Below are 13,906 nucleotides of genomic sequence, written 5' to 3'. Positions count from 1 at the left end.
TGCATGACGAAAACCAATGAAGTCAAATACCACGCGTCCGATTGCCAGTACCGCCTTGCCTCTGAGATTGAGGACGCGCTGACGTTTGAAGATGACGCCCGCCAGCCTGCCGCTATCAACAAAGAGGCGGCTAAAGAAAAATGCCTGAACTGCAACGGAACGGGGTCGCATGGCGGCAGATTCCACACGGACGGCAAAGGAGCAGCCGAATATGAGCCGTACAAATGTGATATGTGCGACGGATTTGGAACGGTCGCCGCCCCTCTCGCCAGTGAAGCAAGCAAGCCTGCCTGCGCGCACCGCATTGTGGATGCACGGAATGAGATAGTGAAGTCCGGCTATCTATGCGTTGACTGCGGCGCAGTGTTTGCAGGCATTCACGCCCATGCCGCGCCATCGGTCGAGCAGGACGAGCGCGGGGCGTTCGAAGCGCTTATGCGTTCACGCGGCGAAGATTATATGTATCGCCGCGATGTTCCGGGATGCGAGAAGTTTGGCGAGTACTGCCGCCAGAACGTGCAAGACCAATGGGAAGTTTGGCAAGCCCGCGCCGCATCAACTTCCGCCAATGTGGCGCAAGACGATAGTGCGGCGCGCTACACGATGGATCAAATGCGGGACTATGCACTGGCGTTTCACGAGACGCGTAAGACCGGCGCACAGACGGGCGTGTGCACAAAATGCCCGAAATGGATGTTCGATGAGCGATGCTGCGGAGATCGAGCGCTCCCCGCCAATGTGGCGCAAGGTGCGGAGGCGGTAACCGAAGCAATGGCGCGCGCGATGGTCGCAAATTCAGTAGCGAGCATTAACGGTCCGCTTGAAACTCCGCATGCTTTCTCCAAGCTCGCAGAGAGCGCGGAGCGTCGTCGCTTTTCTTCGGCGGAAGAGTTTGATAAATGGGCCGCCGCAAGTGAGGAAGAGTCCGCAACCAAGGCTTCACACCGATTGGACTCTCTTAGATTCCTTGCACGTAGCGCATCGCGTAACCTTGCCGCACCATCGGATGCTCCGATCATCACCCGCGATTTTCTCGGCCAGATCGTGCGCGAAGCGTGGGTTAAATGGGCGAAGCAGCAGCCGAACCCGAAGCCGTCATGGCTCGCGCCTTACGACAAGTTGAGTGAAGCCGATAAAGAGGCAGACCGCCAGATTGGCGAGGCCGTCGCACAGTGGGCTCTATCCGTCAAAGGTGCCAAGTGGGAAGCTGCCAATGTGGCGCAGGGTGCGGAGGCTGTGCAGTTCGTTTTCCCGCCGATGCCTCAAGCCATCGTCATGCACGAGAAACTAGGCCCGTTGTTTGATCGGCTGTCGATGCACTTCTATGCCGACAAGTGCATGAGGATCGCCGCCCCGCCAGCACAGACAGCGCTTACGGATGATGCGCTTTCCTCGCTACTGCCGGGAACCTATTACATGGACCCGCCAGACGGCGGAAGCGTCACCGTGCAAGAGCAACTTCAAAGGATGGCGGCCGATGCGGCCCGGTATCGGTGGCTTCGTCAAGGCGGAGACAAACAGGCGCGGGTTTTCGATCGGGTCTACGGCAAAGCATTAGACGAAAAGATAGACCGCGCCCTGACCGCCGCTCAATCAGCAAGCGGAGACACGAATTGACTGCTCCCATTCCAAGAGGAATGGGATTCCCACTTCACAGACCGCAACCCAACTTCATCTCAAAGAGACATGGGACTTACGCTTTCTCCATGGGCTGACACCGCCAGTCCGGCGGCCAAAACATTGCGCGCAGCGTTGATGTCGCGATCATGGATCGACCCGCATTCTGGGCAGGTCCACGTGCGGATATTCAGCGGCATCTTGGCTGCCGTGTGTCCGCAATCGCTACATCGTTTGCTCGATGGATACCACTTGTCGATGCCGACCAGTGTGCGCCCGTACCACTGCGCTTTGTACTCTAGTTGCCGAGTAAATTCGGACCAGCTTGCATCGCTAATCGATTTCGCTAGGCAACGGTTTTTCTGCATACCCTTGACGGACAGGGTTTCGATGGCGATCACTTGGTTTTCGTTGATCAGCCGGGTCGAAAGTTTGTGCAGGAAGTCCCTGCGTGAATCTGCCGTCTTGGCATGCATGCGTGCAACCTTGAGGCTCGCCTTCCGGCGATTGGCGGAACCCTTTTGCTTCTTCGAGAGACGCCGCTGTAGCGTGGCGAGCCTAGCCTCGTTCTTTCGGAAGGCGTTCGGCGCGGCAATCTTCTCGCCCGTCGAAAGGATTGCGAAATGCGTCAATCCCAAATCGATGCCGACCTTAGCCGATGCGGCAGGTTTGGCGACCACCACGTCATCGCAAAGCATTGAAACATGGTATCGGCCCGCTGTGTCTTTTGACACGGTCACGGTCGTGACCTTCGCGCCCTTCGGGATTGCGCGCGACCAGCGGATGTCGAGCGGAGCATCCATCTTCGCCAGTTTGAGCGATACGCCATCCCATTTGAAAGCGCTTGTGGTGTATTCCGCTGACTGCTTGTCGTCCTTGCTTCGGAATGTCGGGTATTGCGCACGCTTAGCAAAGAAGTTCGCGAATGCCGTTTGCAAGTGGCGTAGCGCCTGTTGCACTGGAACGCTCGATACCTCGTTCAGCCAGGCGTGCTCTGGAGTTTTCTTGAGCGCTGTCAGCGCGGCGGAGGTCTCGTGATAACCAATACGTTCTTGCCGCTCATACCACGCATCCGTGCGCAATCTGAGCATGTGGTTATAGGCAAAACGCGCACACCCAAATGTCTTGGCAAGCGTCACTGCTTGCTCGGGCGTCGGGTAGAACCGAAATCGGTATGCGCGCTTGATGTCCATTCACACAGTATACCCGAGTTGTGTAAGGGTCCCGGAGACACGAAATGAGTGATGCAACGAAACTGGTTGAGTTGTTGCGCACCGCGTCCGTAAAAGGAGGAATGTGCGATGTCGCCGCCGACCTGATCGAGCAGCAAGCCGCGCTGATACTAAGCCTCGAATCCAGGACCGCCCAGCAAGCCCGTACCATCGCGGCGATGTGTCAACAGGTGGCGGACTTGGAGCGGCCTGTAGCGCCAGCCGTCGATGCGCAGCCGGTTGGCTGGGCGTGGAAGCCTCGTGGAGGATCGCTTGACTTTTCTGACGCTCAGGACCGCCCATCCGAAGTTGATCTTGAGTACGCCAAGGAGACCGGTGGCGAGTTTGTGCCTCTCTACGCATCCGCTCAATCAGAGGGATTGAGGAAGGATGCGATACGGCGCGAGTCGCTGGAAGAAGCGGCCAAGGTGTGCGACGAGATCGCCGCCGATTGCTGGAGCCTTTACAAAGGCCGCGCCCCATATACCGGCAGGGAAGCGGGGCGAGCCGATCCCGGCGTTCAGGGTGAATCGGATGGTGCCGACAAGTGCGCCGCCGCTATCCGCGCCCTGTCTCAAAAGACGGCACAAGGAGAGACGGATGGCTGAATGGCAAGCAATTGAGACGGCGCCGAAGGACGGCCGCATGTTCTTGGGATGGGTGGATGCTGTCCAGTACGGGGAGTCGGATGACGGGCGCCAATTCGAGACGAACGTCTCTGAGCATGACTTCTGCCGATGGAACGAACACCACGGCTATTTCGAAAACATGATGGGCACAGTCGGAGACGCCTCGCATATTACGCACTGGATGCCGCTGCCGGAACCACCACCACCCGCGGTCGACCCCGAGCCAGAGCGCGACACCAAGACCATCGACATGTTTGAGGCGAGCCAGTGAACCAGACCACCAACCGCCGCACCTTCATGGAACAGGCCTACGCCTACACCCGAGCCCGTCAGCCAACGCCGCAACTGATCGCCGGCCTGTGTACGGCGTTCGCCCAGATGCTGGCGGATGACTTCGAAGGGCAGGTAGCTGTGAGGCTGCCAGAGGGGATTAATGTGGTCAGGGAGCCGAGGAAATGACCGAACTGGAAACACTGCGAGCCGAGCTTCAATGGGCGATCGCCAATAACCAAGACCGTCCGCGCACGGAATTCGCCCTGAGGCTCGCGCTGGAGGCGATCGAGAAGATGGAAGAAGAGGAGGTGAAGGCGTGAAAGCACAATTCAAAGCCGATCGGCCGGCCGACATTCAGATGACGATGACGCTCACCATGACGCTAGCCGAATGGACCGAGATCGCTGAGCACTTGACCGACACGCGCCACTATCGGCCAGATGGGAAGTTGCTCGATGCGATTCGAACGATGACTCGCAAGGCGTCGCAACATTTCGATGAATCGACGGAGCAATCATGAGCACGAGTTACATCTTGTTCTGCGACGTCTATGACGATCCGGTCTGGGGCCCGCAATTCATCGAATATCCCAACTCCGGCTTGGTGAGGGTTTTCAGGAACCGTCTGCGCAAGGCCGTTTTCGAATACGTTGGCAACCCTGGGTTCCGGTTTGACCTCGAGGCGGTCCGCAAGCGATACCCAGTGTGCAAGTACGCCGATGCGAACGAAGGGCCGATTGCACACGGGTATAGGCGGGCACCGTTGCCCGACAGGAAGCAGGCGACATGATGAAAGAAGCACAGCGGGTGATTGAAACCACACGTAGGGACTGGTTTCGGAGGGAGGAAAGATGAGCGATCTGATATTGAGCGAGGACGAAATCGTCGACCTCACCGGAAAGCACCGATGGGGTTCACAATCAGCGGTATTGAACAGCTTGGGGATCCATCACAAGGTTCGTCCGGACGGCAGGATCATTGTCGCCCGCGCTCACTTCAATCACGTGATGGTCGACAAGGAAACGAAGCGACGGAAGCCGGTCGAGGCGGAGCCTGACTGGAGCGCCGCAGCATAGGAGCAATCATGCCAAGGCCACGAAGCAAAGAAAACAAAGGCCTGCCGAAGCGCTGGCGGAACATCAACGGCGTCTATTACTACGCGGTGCCGCCGGGCCTCGAAGAATCGTGGGACGGCAAACAGCTGTTCAGGCTCGGAACAACGTTGCCAGAAGCGTATCAGGTATGGGCGGACCGGGTAGGGGCGATCGACAACGCCAAGACGATACAGCAGTTGCTTGACCGGTATGCGATGGAGGTTGTGCCCAAAAAGGAAGTCACAACGCAGGCGCACAACGCCGTAGCAATCAAGAAGCTGAGCGCCATTTTAGGCAAGATGACTCTGCTAAGTATCAAACCGAAGCACATCTACCAGTACATCGATAAGCGATCCGCGAAAGTGGCCGCAAAACGAGAAATCGAAGTCTTGTCTCATGCCTTCACAAAAGCGGTGCAGTGGGGCTACCTCGACAAGCATCCCTTCAAGGGCGAAATCCGCCTGGAAGGCGAAAAGCCGCGCACGCGCTACGTCGAGGATTGGGAGATTGTCGAATGCTTGTCAATCGAAGCCCGACGAAAGAAAGGCAGTGTGTTGGCAGTCCAGTCCTACATCCGCATCAAGTTGCTGACCGGAATGCGCCGCGGCGACTTGCTTCGGCTCACCATGTCCAGCCTTCAGGAAGACGGCATCCATGTCCAGCCGGGCAAGACTGAAAACACGACCGGTAAGCGCCTTATATACGAGTGGTCAGACGAGCTAAAAGAAGCTGTTCAGACGGCTAAAAACGCGCGGCCAGTCCAGTTCTCGCCATTTCTATTCTGCAATCGCCAGGGGTCGTGCTACTTCAATGAGGAGTCGGGGCGGGCAGGAGGGTGGGATACGATGTGGCGGAACTTCATGCGCCGCGTCAGGACGGAGACCGAAGCAAAGGAGCATTTCACTGAGCATGACCTGCGGGCAAAATGTGCCAGCGACGCGGAATCTCTCGAGCGCGCCAAGCAGCTTCTTTCACACGCCGACAGCAAAACGACCGAGCGGATCTACCGCCGCAGGCCTGAGCGGGTGAAGCCACTGCGATAGGCTAGAACCATACTTTTGCAAGATGCCGCTAGTTTACGAATCAATGAGTTAGCGGCGTCGTTCTGATCGAAGAATGGTATAACCTGCAAATGCAAACCATTGATTCTGAAACGGAAAGAGGTCTCGGTATGATAGGTTAATAGCCTATCGGGGGTTCGAATCCCCCTCTCTCCGCCAGAATTGGCGGAAAACCCCGTAAAATCAATGATTTACGGGGTTTTTGTTTTTCGACTCACAAAGTGACTATCAAACGCCGGTAGCAGACTACCGCTGTCTCGCGCGTCGATAGAGATTCACCACACTGCGCCGAGCGCCGGTGTGTGTCGCAAGCCCAAGCCCCTTCGAAACAATTCGGGTACTTCGTAAGGAGGTGACTCTCCAAAGACGATGCCATGCCTAATCAGAGCTTGGACCTCTGAATTGTCGAGTCCAATCTCAGCTATCTCCTCATTGCCGAGCGGCGCTGCAACATGGTCGGCCCGCGATCTGAATTTTGCAAACGTTGGTGCGAGCTCGGATATTTCCTCTTCAGTTTCTTTAACCTTGGCATTGCTGGTAGGTTCTATCGCACCTCTCAGCGAGCGAGGTACCAGTAATCGCCCGGGAGACATCCCCACTTCGTCGCCTTGCGGTGAAATGATTGCGGCGTTGGCCAACAAACGGACAAGGTCTCTAGGAACCAGTCGACCACGAAGATCAGAGAGCACCGCGATGATCCACGTCGCGGTGTACGCCTCTCGCGTGCGCTTGCGAGGCATATCGTCTGGGCCCAACTTTCGCCCCCACAGGCGTTCCAGTCGTGCCGTCTTGTCGGACAAGCTCAGCGTTCCAAACTCAGACGACCACAAATCAGGAAGAGCCTTCGATTGCGTAGCCAACCACGCTGCGAGTTCAAGTACGTCGTCCTCAGTCCATGTAAGCGCGAATGCCGAATACTCTCGGCGATACTGGTCGAGGTTCTGCTTGACCGCCGCCTCGACCGTATCCCTTCGCGAAAAGACCACTGCACCGAGTGGCCGACACGCTTCGGAACGAAGCTTTTGCGGGAGTGACACCAAAACTGCCCGCATCGCCGTATCCACACCGGGATCACTAGGTGTTGTGTACAGTTCCTCTAGGCCTTCAACAATTGCGACGGCAGTTCGTCCCGAGGCACGAAGATGCTCAATGAACTCGTTCCCTGCGCCCGCTACCCCCGGCTTAAACCCCGCGCTCCAAGCTGCGACGTCCAGCCAAATCCCAACCCACGCTTGCTCGCTATGACCAGCGCCGAACTGCTCCTTCACCCGCCGCATCCCAAGAAGAAATACTACGCAACGCAACACACCATCACGTCGTCCCTTGAATTGCAAAAACCCTGAACTTGAACGCTTATGAAATCCATCTTTGCGGCTGCGCTCTTCGCTCTACCTCTTGTCGCGCATGCAGAAATAACGAGCGAGACATTTTGTTTCAGCTCCGGCAACGGGAAGCCTATCAACTTTGAGATGCGTACGTATTACGACTCAGCTAGCAAATTCTCGTCAGGCTTCGTGAGATACCAGAACTCAAAACAACCGATCCCGCTGGTCCTCGCCAACTCAGCGGAGGAAACTCTGAACAAGGATGCGCCCGATCAGGAAACCGCAACGTGGATCGAGATATACAACGGACAGGCGACCGGTGAGTACGAAATGATCACGCAGGGAACGGAAGTTTCATCCATGGTCTACACCAATAAGAAAAAAAATCAGAAAACGGGATTCATGCTGAATACAGGCGCAAGTGGTCAAGGAGGCTGCAAGTGGTGATGCCGGTACCTTGACGGGCGCAGGAGCTATGCCTTGACAACAACCGAAGAAGCGCCAGTGCTCTACGGAGCCGCATGGAGCGTGTATGTGCGAATCGCCCGGCTTGCACTCGAAGAAAAGCAGGTCACGTATGACTTGGTCGAGGTCGACGTTTTCGCAGAAACCGGCGTTCCGCCGGAGCATCTCAATCGTCACCCGTTCGGTCGCATCCCGGCCTTTGAACATGGCAATTTCCATCTTTACGAAACGGGAGCGATTGTTCGGTATATCGACGACGCTTTCCCTGGATGCAAGCTGCAGCCGATAGAGCCGAAAGCTCGCGCCAAGGTAAACCAGATCGTCGGGATACTGGACGCTTATGCATACCGAACCCTCGTTTGGGACATCTATGTTGAGCGCGTCGTTTCGGCTCGCGAAGGCCGGTTAGCAAATGAGCAGAAAATCGCCGCTGCGATCCCGCGGGCCGCCGTGTGCTTGTCCGAGCTGACTCGGCTGTCGGACGACCGCGGATTTCTAATCGGCGATAGCGTGACATTGGCCGATCTGTACGCCGCGCCTATCTTCGCGTGCTTCATGCAAGCGGGCGAATCTACGTTATTGATGAGTGGGCACAAAAAATTGACCGACTGGTGGCAGCGATTCGCCGCCCGGGGCAGCATGTGCCGGACACAGGCGTGAGGCGCGTAGCGCCTAAGATCGGCCATTCGACAGCTCTCAAGATCGTCGACAATTCGACGTGGCTCACACGTCTATCCGTCCATCGAGCTGATCAAACTCATTTAGCTTGTCTCCCCGCATATGGAGGTTGGTATGCCTGTACCCTACAGCGGCAATTGCCTCTGCGGGAAAATCAAATTTGAGCTCAGGCAAGAGCCGCTCACTTTTTACGTTTGCCATTGCACCGTATGTCAGCGCAGGACAGGCGGCGCCGCGCTACCTGTGATGTGGGTCCGTCGAGCGGATATGCATATCTTGGAAGGCGAGCCAACGCTGCTGACATTTGACTTTGGTCACGGGCAGCGGCGGAGCAAGGCATGTCCGCGCTGTGACACTCGGCTTTGGGCAGAACCACACGATCAACCCGACTTGTCCATACTCAGGCCGGGGACATTGCAGAACCAAAGCGAATTTGTCCCGATAGCGCACATATTTACCTGCAGCAAGCAGCCATGGTTTTGATTCCCGAGGGAGTTCCGACTTTCGAAGGTCCGGTGAGCGATAAAGGGGAACTGCTTCGGTTATGGCGAGAAAGGAGTATAAGCGAACGCACTGAACGCCCTACTGATGCGGTGCGCCCGTGACTCGATCGCACACGTGAAAGGTCTGGGCTCCTCCGCCCATCGCATCGGGCGCCGTTCGGCTAACAAGGGACCGTGGGGTGATAAACCGCTCAGCCGTTCAAGCGACCGCAGCGCTCCCCAAACGGCCATACAATCGCCGCGCACGTGTGTTGCATCTCGATGTCATGCGAATTTTCATGAACGCCGATGAATTCAACGCAGACGGACCCTCGCTCCGCCAGGACACCACAAGCCCTTGACTCCACAAGGGCTTTTCCGTTTGGCTCACGCAAAAGCGTTCCAGACCAGTGTCCCACGGCTTCTTCCCGTCACGGACCACACCGCAAACACCCAGCCGTCACTCGTCGCCGCCAACGGGTCCAAAATCGCCGCCAACCTTCATCCCCAACAGGCTGCGACGCAGTACCTCCACGTTTCGTGCTCCATTCCGAACACTGAACGCGCGCTGCGCCTCACGCCATAGCGGCGCCGCTCGCTCGAAAAGCCTGGTTCCTTCCGGCGTGAGCTCCACAATGCGAATGCGACCGTCCTCCGGCGACGGCCGCACCGCGACCAGACCGTCGCGTTCGAGCACCCCGATCATTTTCCCCATCGCCGTGCGCTCGATGTCGAGGCGCTCGGACAGCACATTGACCGATGCGCTTTCCCGCTCGTTCAACGTGGCGAGGATGAGGAACTGCGTGATGCGAAGGCCGCAAGGCTGGAGATAGCTGTCGTAAAGACGCGAGATCTGACGGGCGGCCTTCCTCACCGTGAAGCAGTTGCATTGGTCCACACCGATGGGTTGGTCTTTCGCCCGCATTTCCTTTCTCCTTAAGGTCGGCACATTGCCGGGTTCACGCCCACGTCACGCAAAAGCGCCGCGGTACTTCTGGATGAAAGCCGGGACCGCCAGCGCGGGTGTACCGGTGATCCTCTCGACGACGTCGTTGGTACCCTGGAAAACACCCTCGCGATAGTGCTGCGCGACTTCCACGAGGTGCTGCACCAGAAACGGAGGGAACATGTACACCTGTTCCATCTTCTGCTTGAACGCCTCGATCGAAGTGGGAGCATAGTCGATCTTGACGCCGAGCACCTCGCTGACCAGCGCGGCGATCTCCGTGTGGTTCAGTTCCACCGGACCGTGCAGCGTGTAGGTCTGGCCGCCGTGGCCAGCGGGATTCGCCAGAAGGTGAGCAATGACTCTCCCTTGGTCGTCCGCGCTGATCGGTGCGTGGCGGCCGTTCTCGAACGGGAACGTGATCTTCTTCGTGGCCCAGATTTCCTTTGCGAAGTGCGGGTAGACGAGCCAGTCCGCAAAAAATGTGGGGCGCAAATGTGTCGTCGGTACTCCTGACCAATCGAAAACCCGCTCGGATACCCAATGATCCTGCGCCGCATGACTCGTCGATTCACGCCGCGCTGAAATCTGCGACATGTTGACGATCGCACCGACGCCAGCTTCCTTCGCGGCCTGCGCGAAATAGGCCGCCGCGCTCAGAATGCCCGGCGCGATCGGGTACAGGAAGTAGGCGGAGCTGACGCCTTCCAGCGCGGCACGGATCGCGTCGATGTCCGTGAAATCGCCGACCGCAATGTCGACCCCGCGTGCGCGCAGCGCGGCCGCACGGTCGTCGTCCGCTCGCACGTAGGCGCGCACGCGCTTGCCCATTTGCAACAGTTCGTCGATGGCGGCGCCTCCGGTGCGGCCCGTCGCACCGCTTACAAGAATGGATGATTCGTTCATGGCTGTAGTCCCTCAGAGATTAAGAGCATATGCTCCTGTCGACCAATATAGGAGCATATGCACCTATGTGCAAGTTTTTTTTGCATAGGGCGTGTTGGCAGAAATCGAGGTGCCTCCGGCATTGCTGCCAGAGGCGGGTGGTCCTATCGTGCCCCTGACAAGACGTTGCGCCGACTGCCGCATCCTCAAAAACCACTGCGCAAATCGGCTTCTTAGCTTATTCCACGCGCTTCACTTAACGACGCACAAATCGTCAGTTCAGCTTTTCGCGCCGCGCTGCTTGAATAGGACCTCAGCCATCTTCGGAGAGAGTCCATGTCAGAAGTCCAGTCCGCGCGTCGTGAGGCGTCCGTCAGCGCCGAAAATGCAGCTAAAGCGTCGTTGAACATTCGCCGGGTGGCGGGCCGCATCGGCGCGCAGATCGAGGGCGTCAGGCTCTCGCCGGAACTCGATCAGGCGACGTTCGAGGCGATCGAGGCGGCGCTCCATACCCACAAGGTGTTGTTCTTTCGGGGCCAGCAGCATCTCGACGACGCGAGCCAGGAAGGCTTCGCGCGGCGTTTCGGCGATACGGTCGCGCATCCGACCGTTCCGTCTCACGCCGGCGGCTCCCGTCTGCTCGACCTCGACTCGGCGCACGGGGCGCGCGCCAACTCATGGCACACCGACGTCACATTCGTCGACGCCTATCCGAAAGTCTCCGTCCTGCGCGCGATCACCATTCCGCCGGTCGGCGGCGACACCGTCTGGGCCAACACGGCCGCCGCATACGAGCGCTTGCCCGAGCCGCTGCGCGCGTTCGCCGACCATGCCCGCGCGATTCACAGCAACGCTTACGACTACGCCTCGGCGCACGCGGATGCAGACGATACGCAGTTAAAGCGCTATCGCGAGCTCTTCATCTCCAAGGTGTACGAGACCGAGCATCCGGTGGTGCGCGTGCATCCGGTGACCGGCGAACGCACGCTCGTGCTCGGCCATTTCGTGCAGCGTTTCATCGGGCTGTCGACTCAGGAATCCACCGCTTTGCTGCAGGTCCTGCATGAGCACATCACGCGCCTCGAGAACACAGTGCGCTGGCAATGGGCGGAAGGCGACGTCGCGATCTGGGACAACCGCGCGACGCAACACTACGCGATCAACGATTACGGCGACTCACGCCGCGTCGTGCGCCGCGCGACAGTGCAAGGCGACGTGCCGGTCGGTATCGACGGCAGGCGCAGCGTGGCGCTTAAAACGCCCTTTTAACCGCGAGCGCCGCAGCCGCGGCTCCGTAACTACTTCGATCCTCTTTCGATGAATCTCTCGCGTCTAATCAAAAGCGTAGTAATCGCCTGCGCCTGCGGCCTCGCCGCCGGTGCAGCATACGCCGACAAACCCGCGGCGATCCGCATCGGCATCGCGCAGCAAGGCAGCGGCGATCCACCGACGTTCGGCGGATCGGCGGCGGCGACAGTGCAGCAGCAACAGCTGCTCGAAAAGGAATTTGCCGCCGACGGCATCAAGGTCGAGTGGCTGTTCTTCAAGGGCGCGGGGCCGGCGGTCAACGAAGCGATCGCCGACCGTTCCGTCGACTTCGCGTTTCAGGGTGATCTGCCGTCCGTTCTCGGCCGCGCAAATGGCCTGAAAACGCGCATCCTGCTGGAATCCGGCGTGCGTGTCGGCGTGAAGATCGGCGTGCCGCCCGACTCGGACGTCCGTTCGATCAAGGACCTGAAAGGCAAACGCGTCGGGCTCTTTCGCGGCACGAATCTGCAGACGGTTGCGGACAACGCGCTCGCGAAGAACGGTCTCGATGAACGTGAATTGCGCGTCATCAACCTCGATACGGCGAGCGCGCTCGCCGCGCTGGCATCGAAAGGGATCGACGCGAGCTTCAACGACTACCACCTGTACAAGCTGCGCGACCAGGGCCTCGCGCGGATCATCTACGAATCGCAGGACGACGGCCCGCAGTTCACGCGTCAGGCGCACCTGCTCGTCACCGACGATTTCGAGCGCGCGCATCCGGACGTCGTGCAGCGTGTAGTGACCACGTTCGTGAAGGGCGCGCAATGGTCCTCGGATGAAGCGAACCGGCAGGCGCTCTTCAAAGCGTGGGCGCGCAGCGGCGTCAGCGAATCGTCCTGGAACGCGGAGTTTCCGCCCGGCACGCTGAAGTCGCGAAATTCGCCGCTGATCGATCCGTTCATCGTCGCACGCTACAAGGCAGTCGCGCAGGACGCGCTGAAACTCAAACTGATCCGTCAGCCGGTGCAGGTCGACGGCTGGTTCGAGACGCGCTATCTGGACAACGCGCTGCGCACGCTGAAACTCGAACGCGAATGGACACAGTACGACGCGGCCGGCAAGCCGCTCGGCTAACCGGAGAGCGCCGATGAGCAACACCATCACCCTCGATCTCGATGCGGCCCTCGGCCACAGGTCGACGCCGACGCGGCGCTGGCGCGCGCTCGGCTGGGCGCTCGCGCCATGGGCGCTGCCCGCCGTACTATTCGCGCTGTGGTGGGTCGGCTGCGAGCGCGGCTGGATCGCGCCGCAGATCTTGCCGCCGCCCGCGCGCGTATACGCGACCTTCGTCGATCTCGTGCAGAGCGGCGATCTCTTGCACAACACGCTCGTCAGCCTGCAACGCGTGGTGTGCGGCTTCGTCGCGGGCACGCTGGGCGGCGTCGTGCTCGGCTCGGCGCTCGGCCTCTCGCGCAGCTTCGAGGCCTACGTGTTGCCGGCTTTCAACGCGGTCGTGCAGATTCCGGTGCTCGGCTGGCTGCCGCTTCTGCTGTTGCTCGTGGGCGTCGGCGAGCCGTTGAAGTACATCCTGATCGCGCACGCCGCGCTCGTGCCGGTCACGCTCAGCACGCTGCAGAGCTTTCGCGGCGCCCCCGTTACGCTCGACGAAGCGGCGCGCGTGTTCGGCTACACGCGCTGGCAACGCATCGTGCATGTGGTACTGCCGTCCGCGGTGCCGACGCTCGCCACCGGCGTGCGGCTCGCGTTCACCAAGGCGTGGCTCGCACTCGTGGTGGTCGAACTGGTGGCGTCGTCGGAAGGGCTCGGCTATCTGATCGTGTACGGGCGCCAGCTATTCCAGCTCGATCTCGTGATGGCGGCCGTCGTCGTGGTCGGCGCGATCGGGTTCGCGATCAACCGCGCGCTCGACGCGCTCGAACGGCAACTGCGCCGCGGCTTGCCGTCGGCATTCCGCTAACAGAACGGAGAT

Annotated in this window: 19 protein-coding genes; 15 read left to right on the top strand and 4 right to left on the bottom strand. The window is 59.3% G+C overall.

Features of this window, described 5'->3' with window-relative positions:
- Positions 1-3 precede the first annotated feature (3 nt).
- Entirely contained in the window at positions 4-1,617 is a 1,614-nt protein-coding gene (locus HV711_RS27250; RefSeq protein WP_175145350.1) for a hypothetical protein, read from the top strand.
- A gap of 59 nt (positions 1,618-1,676) precedes the next feature.
- Here HV711_RS27250 and tnpB read toward each other — a convergent pair whose 3' ends face one another.
- Entirely contained in the window at positions 1,677-2,810 is a 1,134-nt protein-coding gene (tnpB, locus tag HV711_RS27245) for an IS200/IS605 family element RNA-guided endonuclease TnpB (protein WP_035483223.1), read from the bottom strand.
- A 44-nt stretch (positions 2,811-2,854) separates the two neighbouring features.
- Between tnpB and HV711_RS27240 the strand changes: the two genes are divergently transcribed.
- From HV711_RS27240 to HV711_RS27205, 8 genes are all read left to right on the top strand, one after another.
- Positions 2,855-3,436, top strand: a complete 582-nt coding sequence (locus tag HV711_RS27240) for a hypothetical protein (RefSeq protein ID WP_035483220.1) — start codon at positions 2,855-2,857, stop codon at positions 3,434-3,436.
- Positions 3,429-3,728: a DUF551 domain-containing protein gene (locus HV711_RS27235; RefSeq protein ID WP_035483217.1), complete on the top strand. Its 300-nt coding sequence runs from the start codon at positions 3,429-3,431 to the stop codon at positions 3,726-3,728. The genes HV711_RS27240 and HV711_RS27235 overlap by 8 nt, the downstream gene beginning before the upstream one ends.
- Positions 3,725-3,916: a hypothetical protein gene (locus HV711_RS27230; RefSeq protein WP_035483215.1), complete on the top strand. Its 192-nt coding sequence runs from the start codon at positions 3,725-3,727 to the stop codon at positions 3,914-3,916. The genes HV711_RS27235 and HV711_RS27230 overlap by 4 nt, the downstream gene beginning before the upstream one ends.
- Positions 3,913-4,050 carry a hypothetical protein gene (locus HV711_RS27225; protein WP_175145348.1) on the top strand — a complete coding sequence of 46 codons (138 nt, stop codon included), beginning with the start codon at positions 3,913-3,915 and terminating at the stop codon, positions 4,048-4,050. Before HV711_RS27230 ends, HV711_RS27225 begins: the two co-directional genes overlap by 4 nt.
- On the top strand, positions 4,047-4,250 hold the full coding sequence (locus tag HV711_RS27220; protein ID WP_035483211.1) for a hypothetical protein: 204 nt from the start codon (positions 4,047-4,049) through the stop codon (positions 4,248-4,250). Before HV711_RS27225 ends, HV711_RS27220 begins: the two co-directional genes overlap by 4 nt.
- The gene (locus HV711_RS27215) at positions 4,247-4,519 is read left to right on the top strand and encodes a hypothetical protein (RefSeq protein ID WP_035483208.1); all 273 of its coding nucleotides are present in this window, start codon (positions 4,247-4,249) and stop codon (positions 4,517-4,519) included. The genes HV711_RS27220 and HV711_RS27215 overlap by 4 nt, the downstream gene beginning before the upstream one ends.
- Before the next feature lie 61 nt (positions 4,520-4,580).
- A complete protein-coding gene (locus HV711_RS27210; protein WP_035483206.1) occupies positions 4,581-4,805 on the top strand; it encodes a DUF4224 domain-containing protein in 225 nt (74 codons plus the stop codon).
- 8 nt (positions 4,806-4,813) lie between these two features.
- Positions 4,814-5,866: a tyrosine-type recombinase/integrase gene (locus tag HV711_RS27205; protein ID WP_082201542.1), complete on the top strand. Its 1,053-nt coding sequence runs from the start codon at positions 4,814-4,816 to the stop codon at positions 5,864-5,866.
- Positions 5,867-6,159: 293 nt separating this feature from the next.
- Here the strand turns inward: HV711_RS27205 and HV711_RS27200 are convergent, their stop codons facing one another.
- Positions 6,160-7,152, bottom strand: a complete 993-nt coding sequence (locus HV711_RS27200) for a hypothetical protein (protein WP_175145346.1) — start codon at positions 7,150-7,152, stop codon at positions 6,160-6,162.
- Between the two features lie 87 nt (positions 7,153-7,239).
- Between HV711_RS27200 and HV711_RS27195 the strand changes: the two genes are divergently transcribed.
- The 3 genes from HV711_RS27195 to HV711_RS34000 all read left to right on the top strand — a co-directional run bounded on the left by HV711_RS27195 (position 7,240) and on the right by HV711_RS34000 (position 8,835).
- On the top strand, positions 7,240-7,656 hold the full coding sequence (locus HV711_RS27195) for a hypothetical protein (protein ID WP_035483199.1): 417 nt from the start codon (positions 7,240-7,242) through the stop codon (positions 7,654-7,656).
- A 33-nt stretch (positions 7,657-7,689) separates the two neighbouring features.
- On the top strand, positions 7,690-8,334 hold the full coding sequence (locus tag HV711_RS27190) for a glutathione S-transferase family protein (RefSeq protein ID WP_035483196.1): 645 nt from the start codon (positions 7,690-7,692) through the stop codon (positions 8,332-8,334).
- Positions 8,335-8,454: 120 nt separating this feature from the next.
- A complete protein-coding gene (locus HV711_RS34000; protein ID WP_341809904.1) occupies positions 8,455-8,835 on the top strand; it encodes a GFA family protein in 381 nt (126 codons plus the stop codon).
- Positions 8,836-9,294: 459 nt separating this feature from the next.
- Here HV711_RS34000 and HV711_RS27180 read toward each other — a convergent pair whose 3' ends face one another.
- Entirely contained in the window at positions 9,295-9,759 is a 465-nt protein-coding gene (locus HV711_RS27180) for a MarR family winged helix-turn-helix transcriptional regulator (protein WP_035483193.1), read from the bottom strand.
- 45 nt (positions 9,760-9,804) lie between these two features.
- Complete coding sequence (locus HV711_RS27175) at positions 9,805-10,686, bottom strand: NmrA family NAD(P)-binding protein (RefSeq protein WP_035483190.1); 882 nt, start codon at positions 10,684-10,686, stop codon at positions 9,805-9,807.
- Positions 10,687-11,001: 315 nt separating this feature from the next.
- On the opposite strand from HV711_RS27175, the gene HV711_RS27170 reads away from it, so the two are divergent.
- The 3 genes from HV711_RS27170 to HV711_RS27160 are packed head-to-tail and all read left to right on the top strand — an operon-like array spanning position 11,002 to position 13,894.
- Positions 11,002-11,934 (top strand): TauD/TfdA dioxygenase family protein, encoded by a 933-nt coding sequence (locus HV711_RS27170; protein ID WP_035483188.1) that lies wholly within the window; start codon positions 11,002-11,004, stop codon positions 11,932-11,934.
- Between the two features lie 48 nt (positions 11,935-11,982).
- A complete protein-coding gene (locus HV711_RS27165; protein ID WP_035483186.1) occupies positions 11,983-13,050 on the top strand; it encodes an ABC transporter substrate-binding protein in 1,068 nt (355 codons plus the stop codon).
- Between the two features lie 13 nt (positions 13,051-13,063).
- The gene (locus HV711_RS27160; RefSeq protein ID WP_035483184.1) at positions 13,064-13,894 is read left to right on the top strand and encodes an ABC transporter permease; all 831 of its coding nucleotides are present in this window, start codon (positions 13,064-13,066) and stop codon (positions 13,892-13,894) included.
- Positions 13,895-13,906 lie beyond the last annotated feature (12 nt).

The sequence above is a fragment of the Paraburkholderia phenoliruptrix genome (genome assembly GCF_902859825.1).
Taxonomy (GTDB): Bacteria; Pseudomonadota; Gammaproteobacteria; order Burkholderiales; family Burkholderiaceae; genus Paraburkholderia; species Paraburkholderia phenoliruptrix.
The sequence above is the reverse complement of the archived record's forward strand: the minus strand, read 5'-3'. Positions and strand labels throughout refer to the sequence as shown.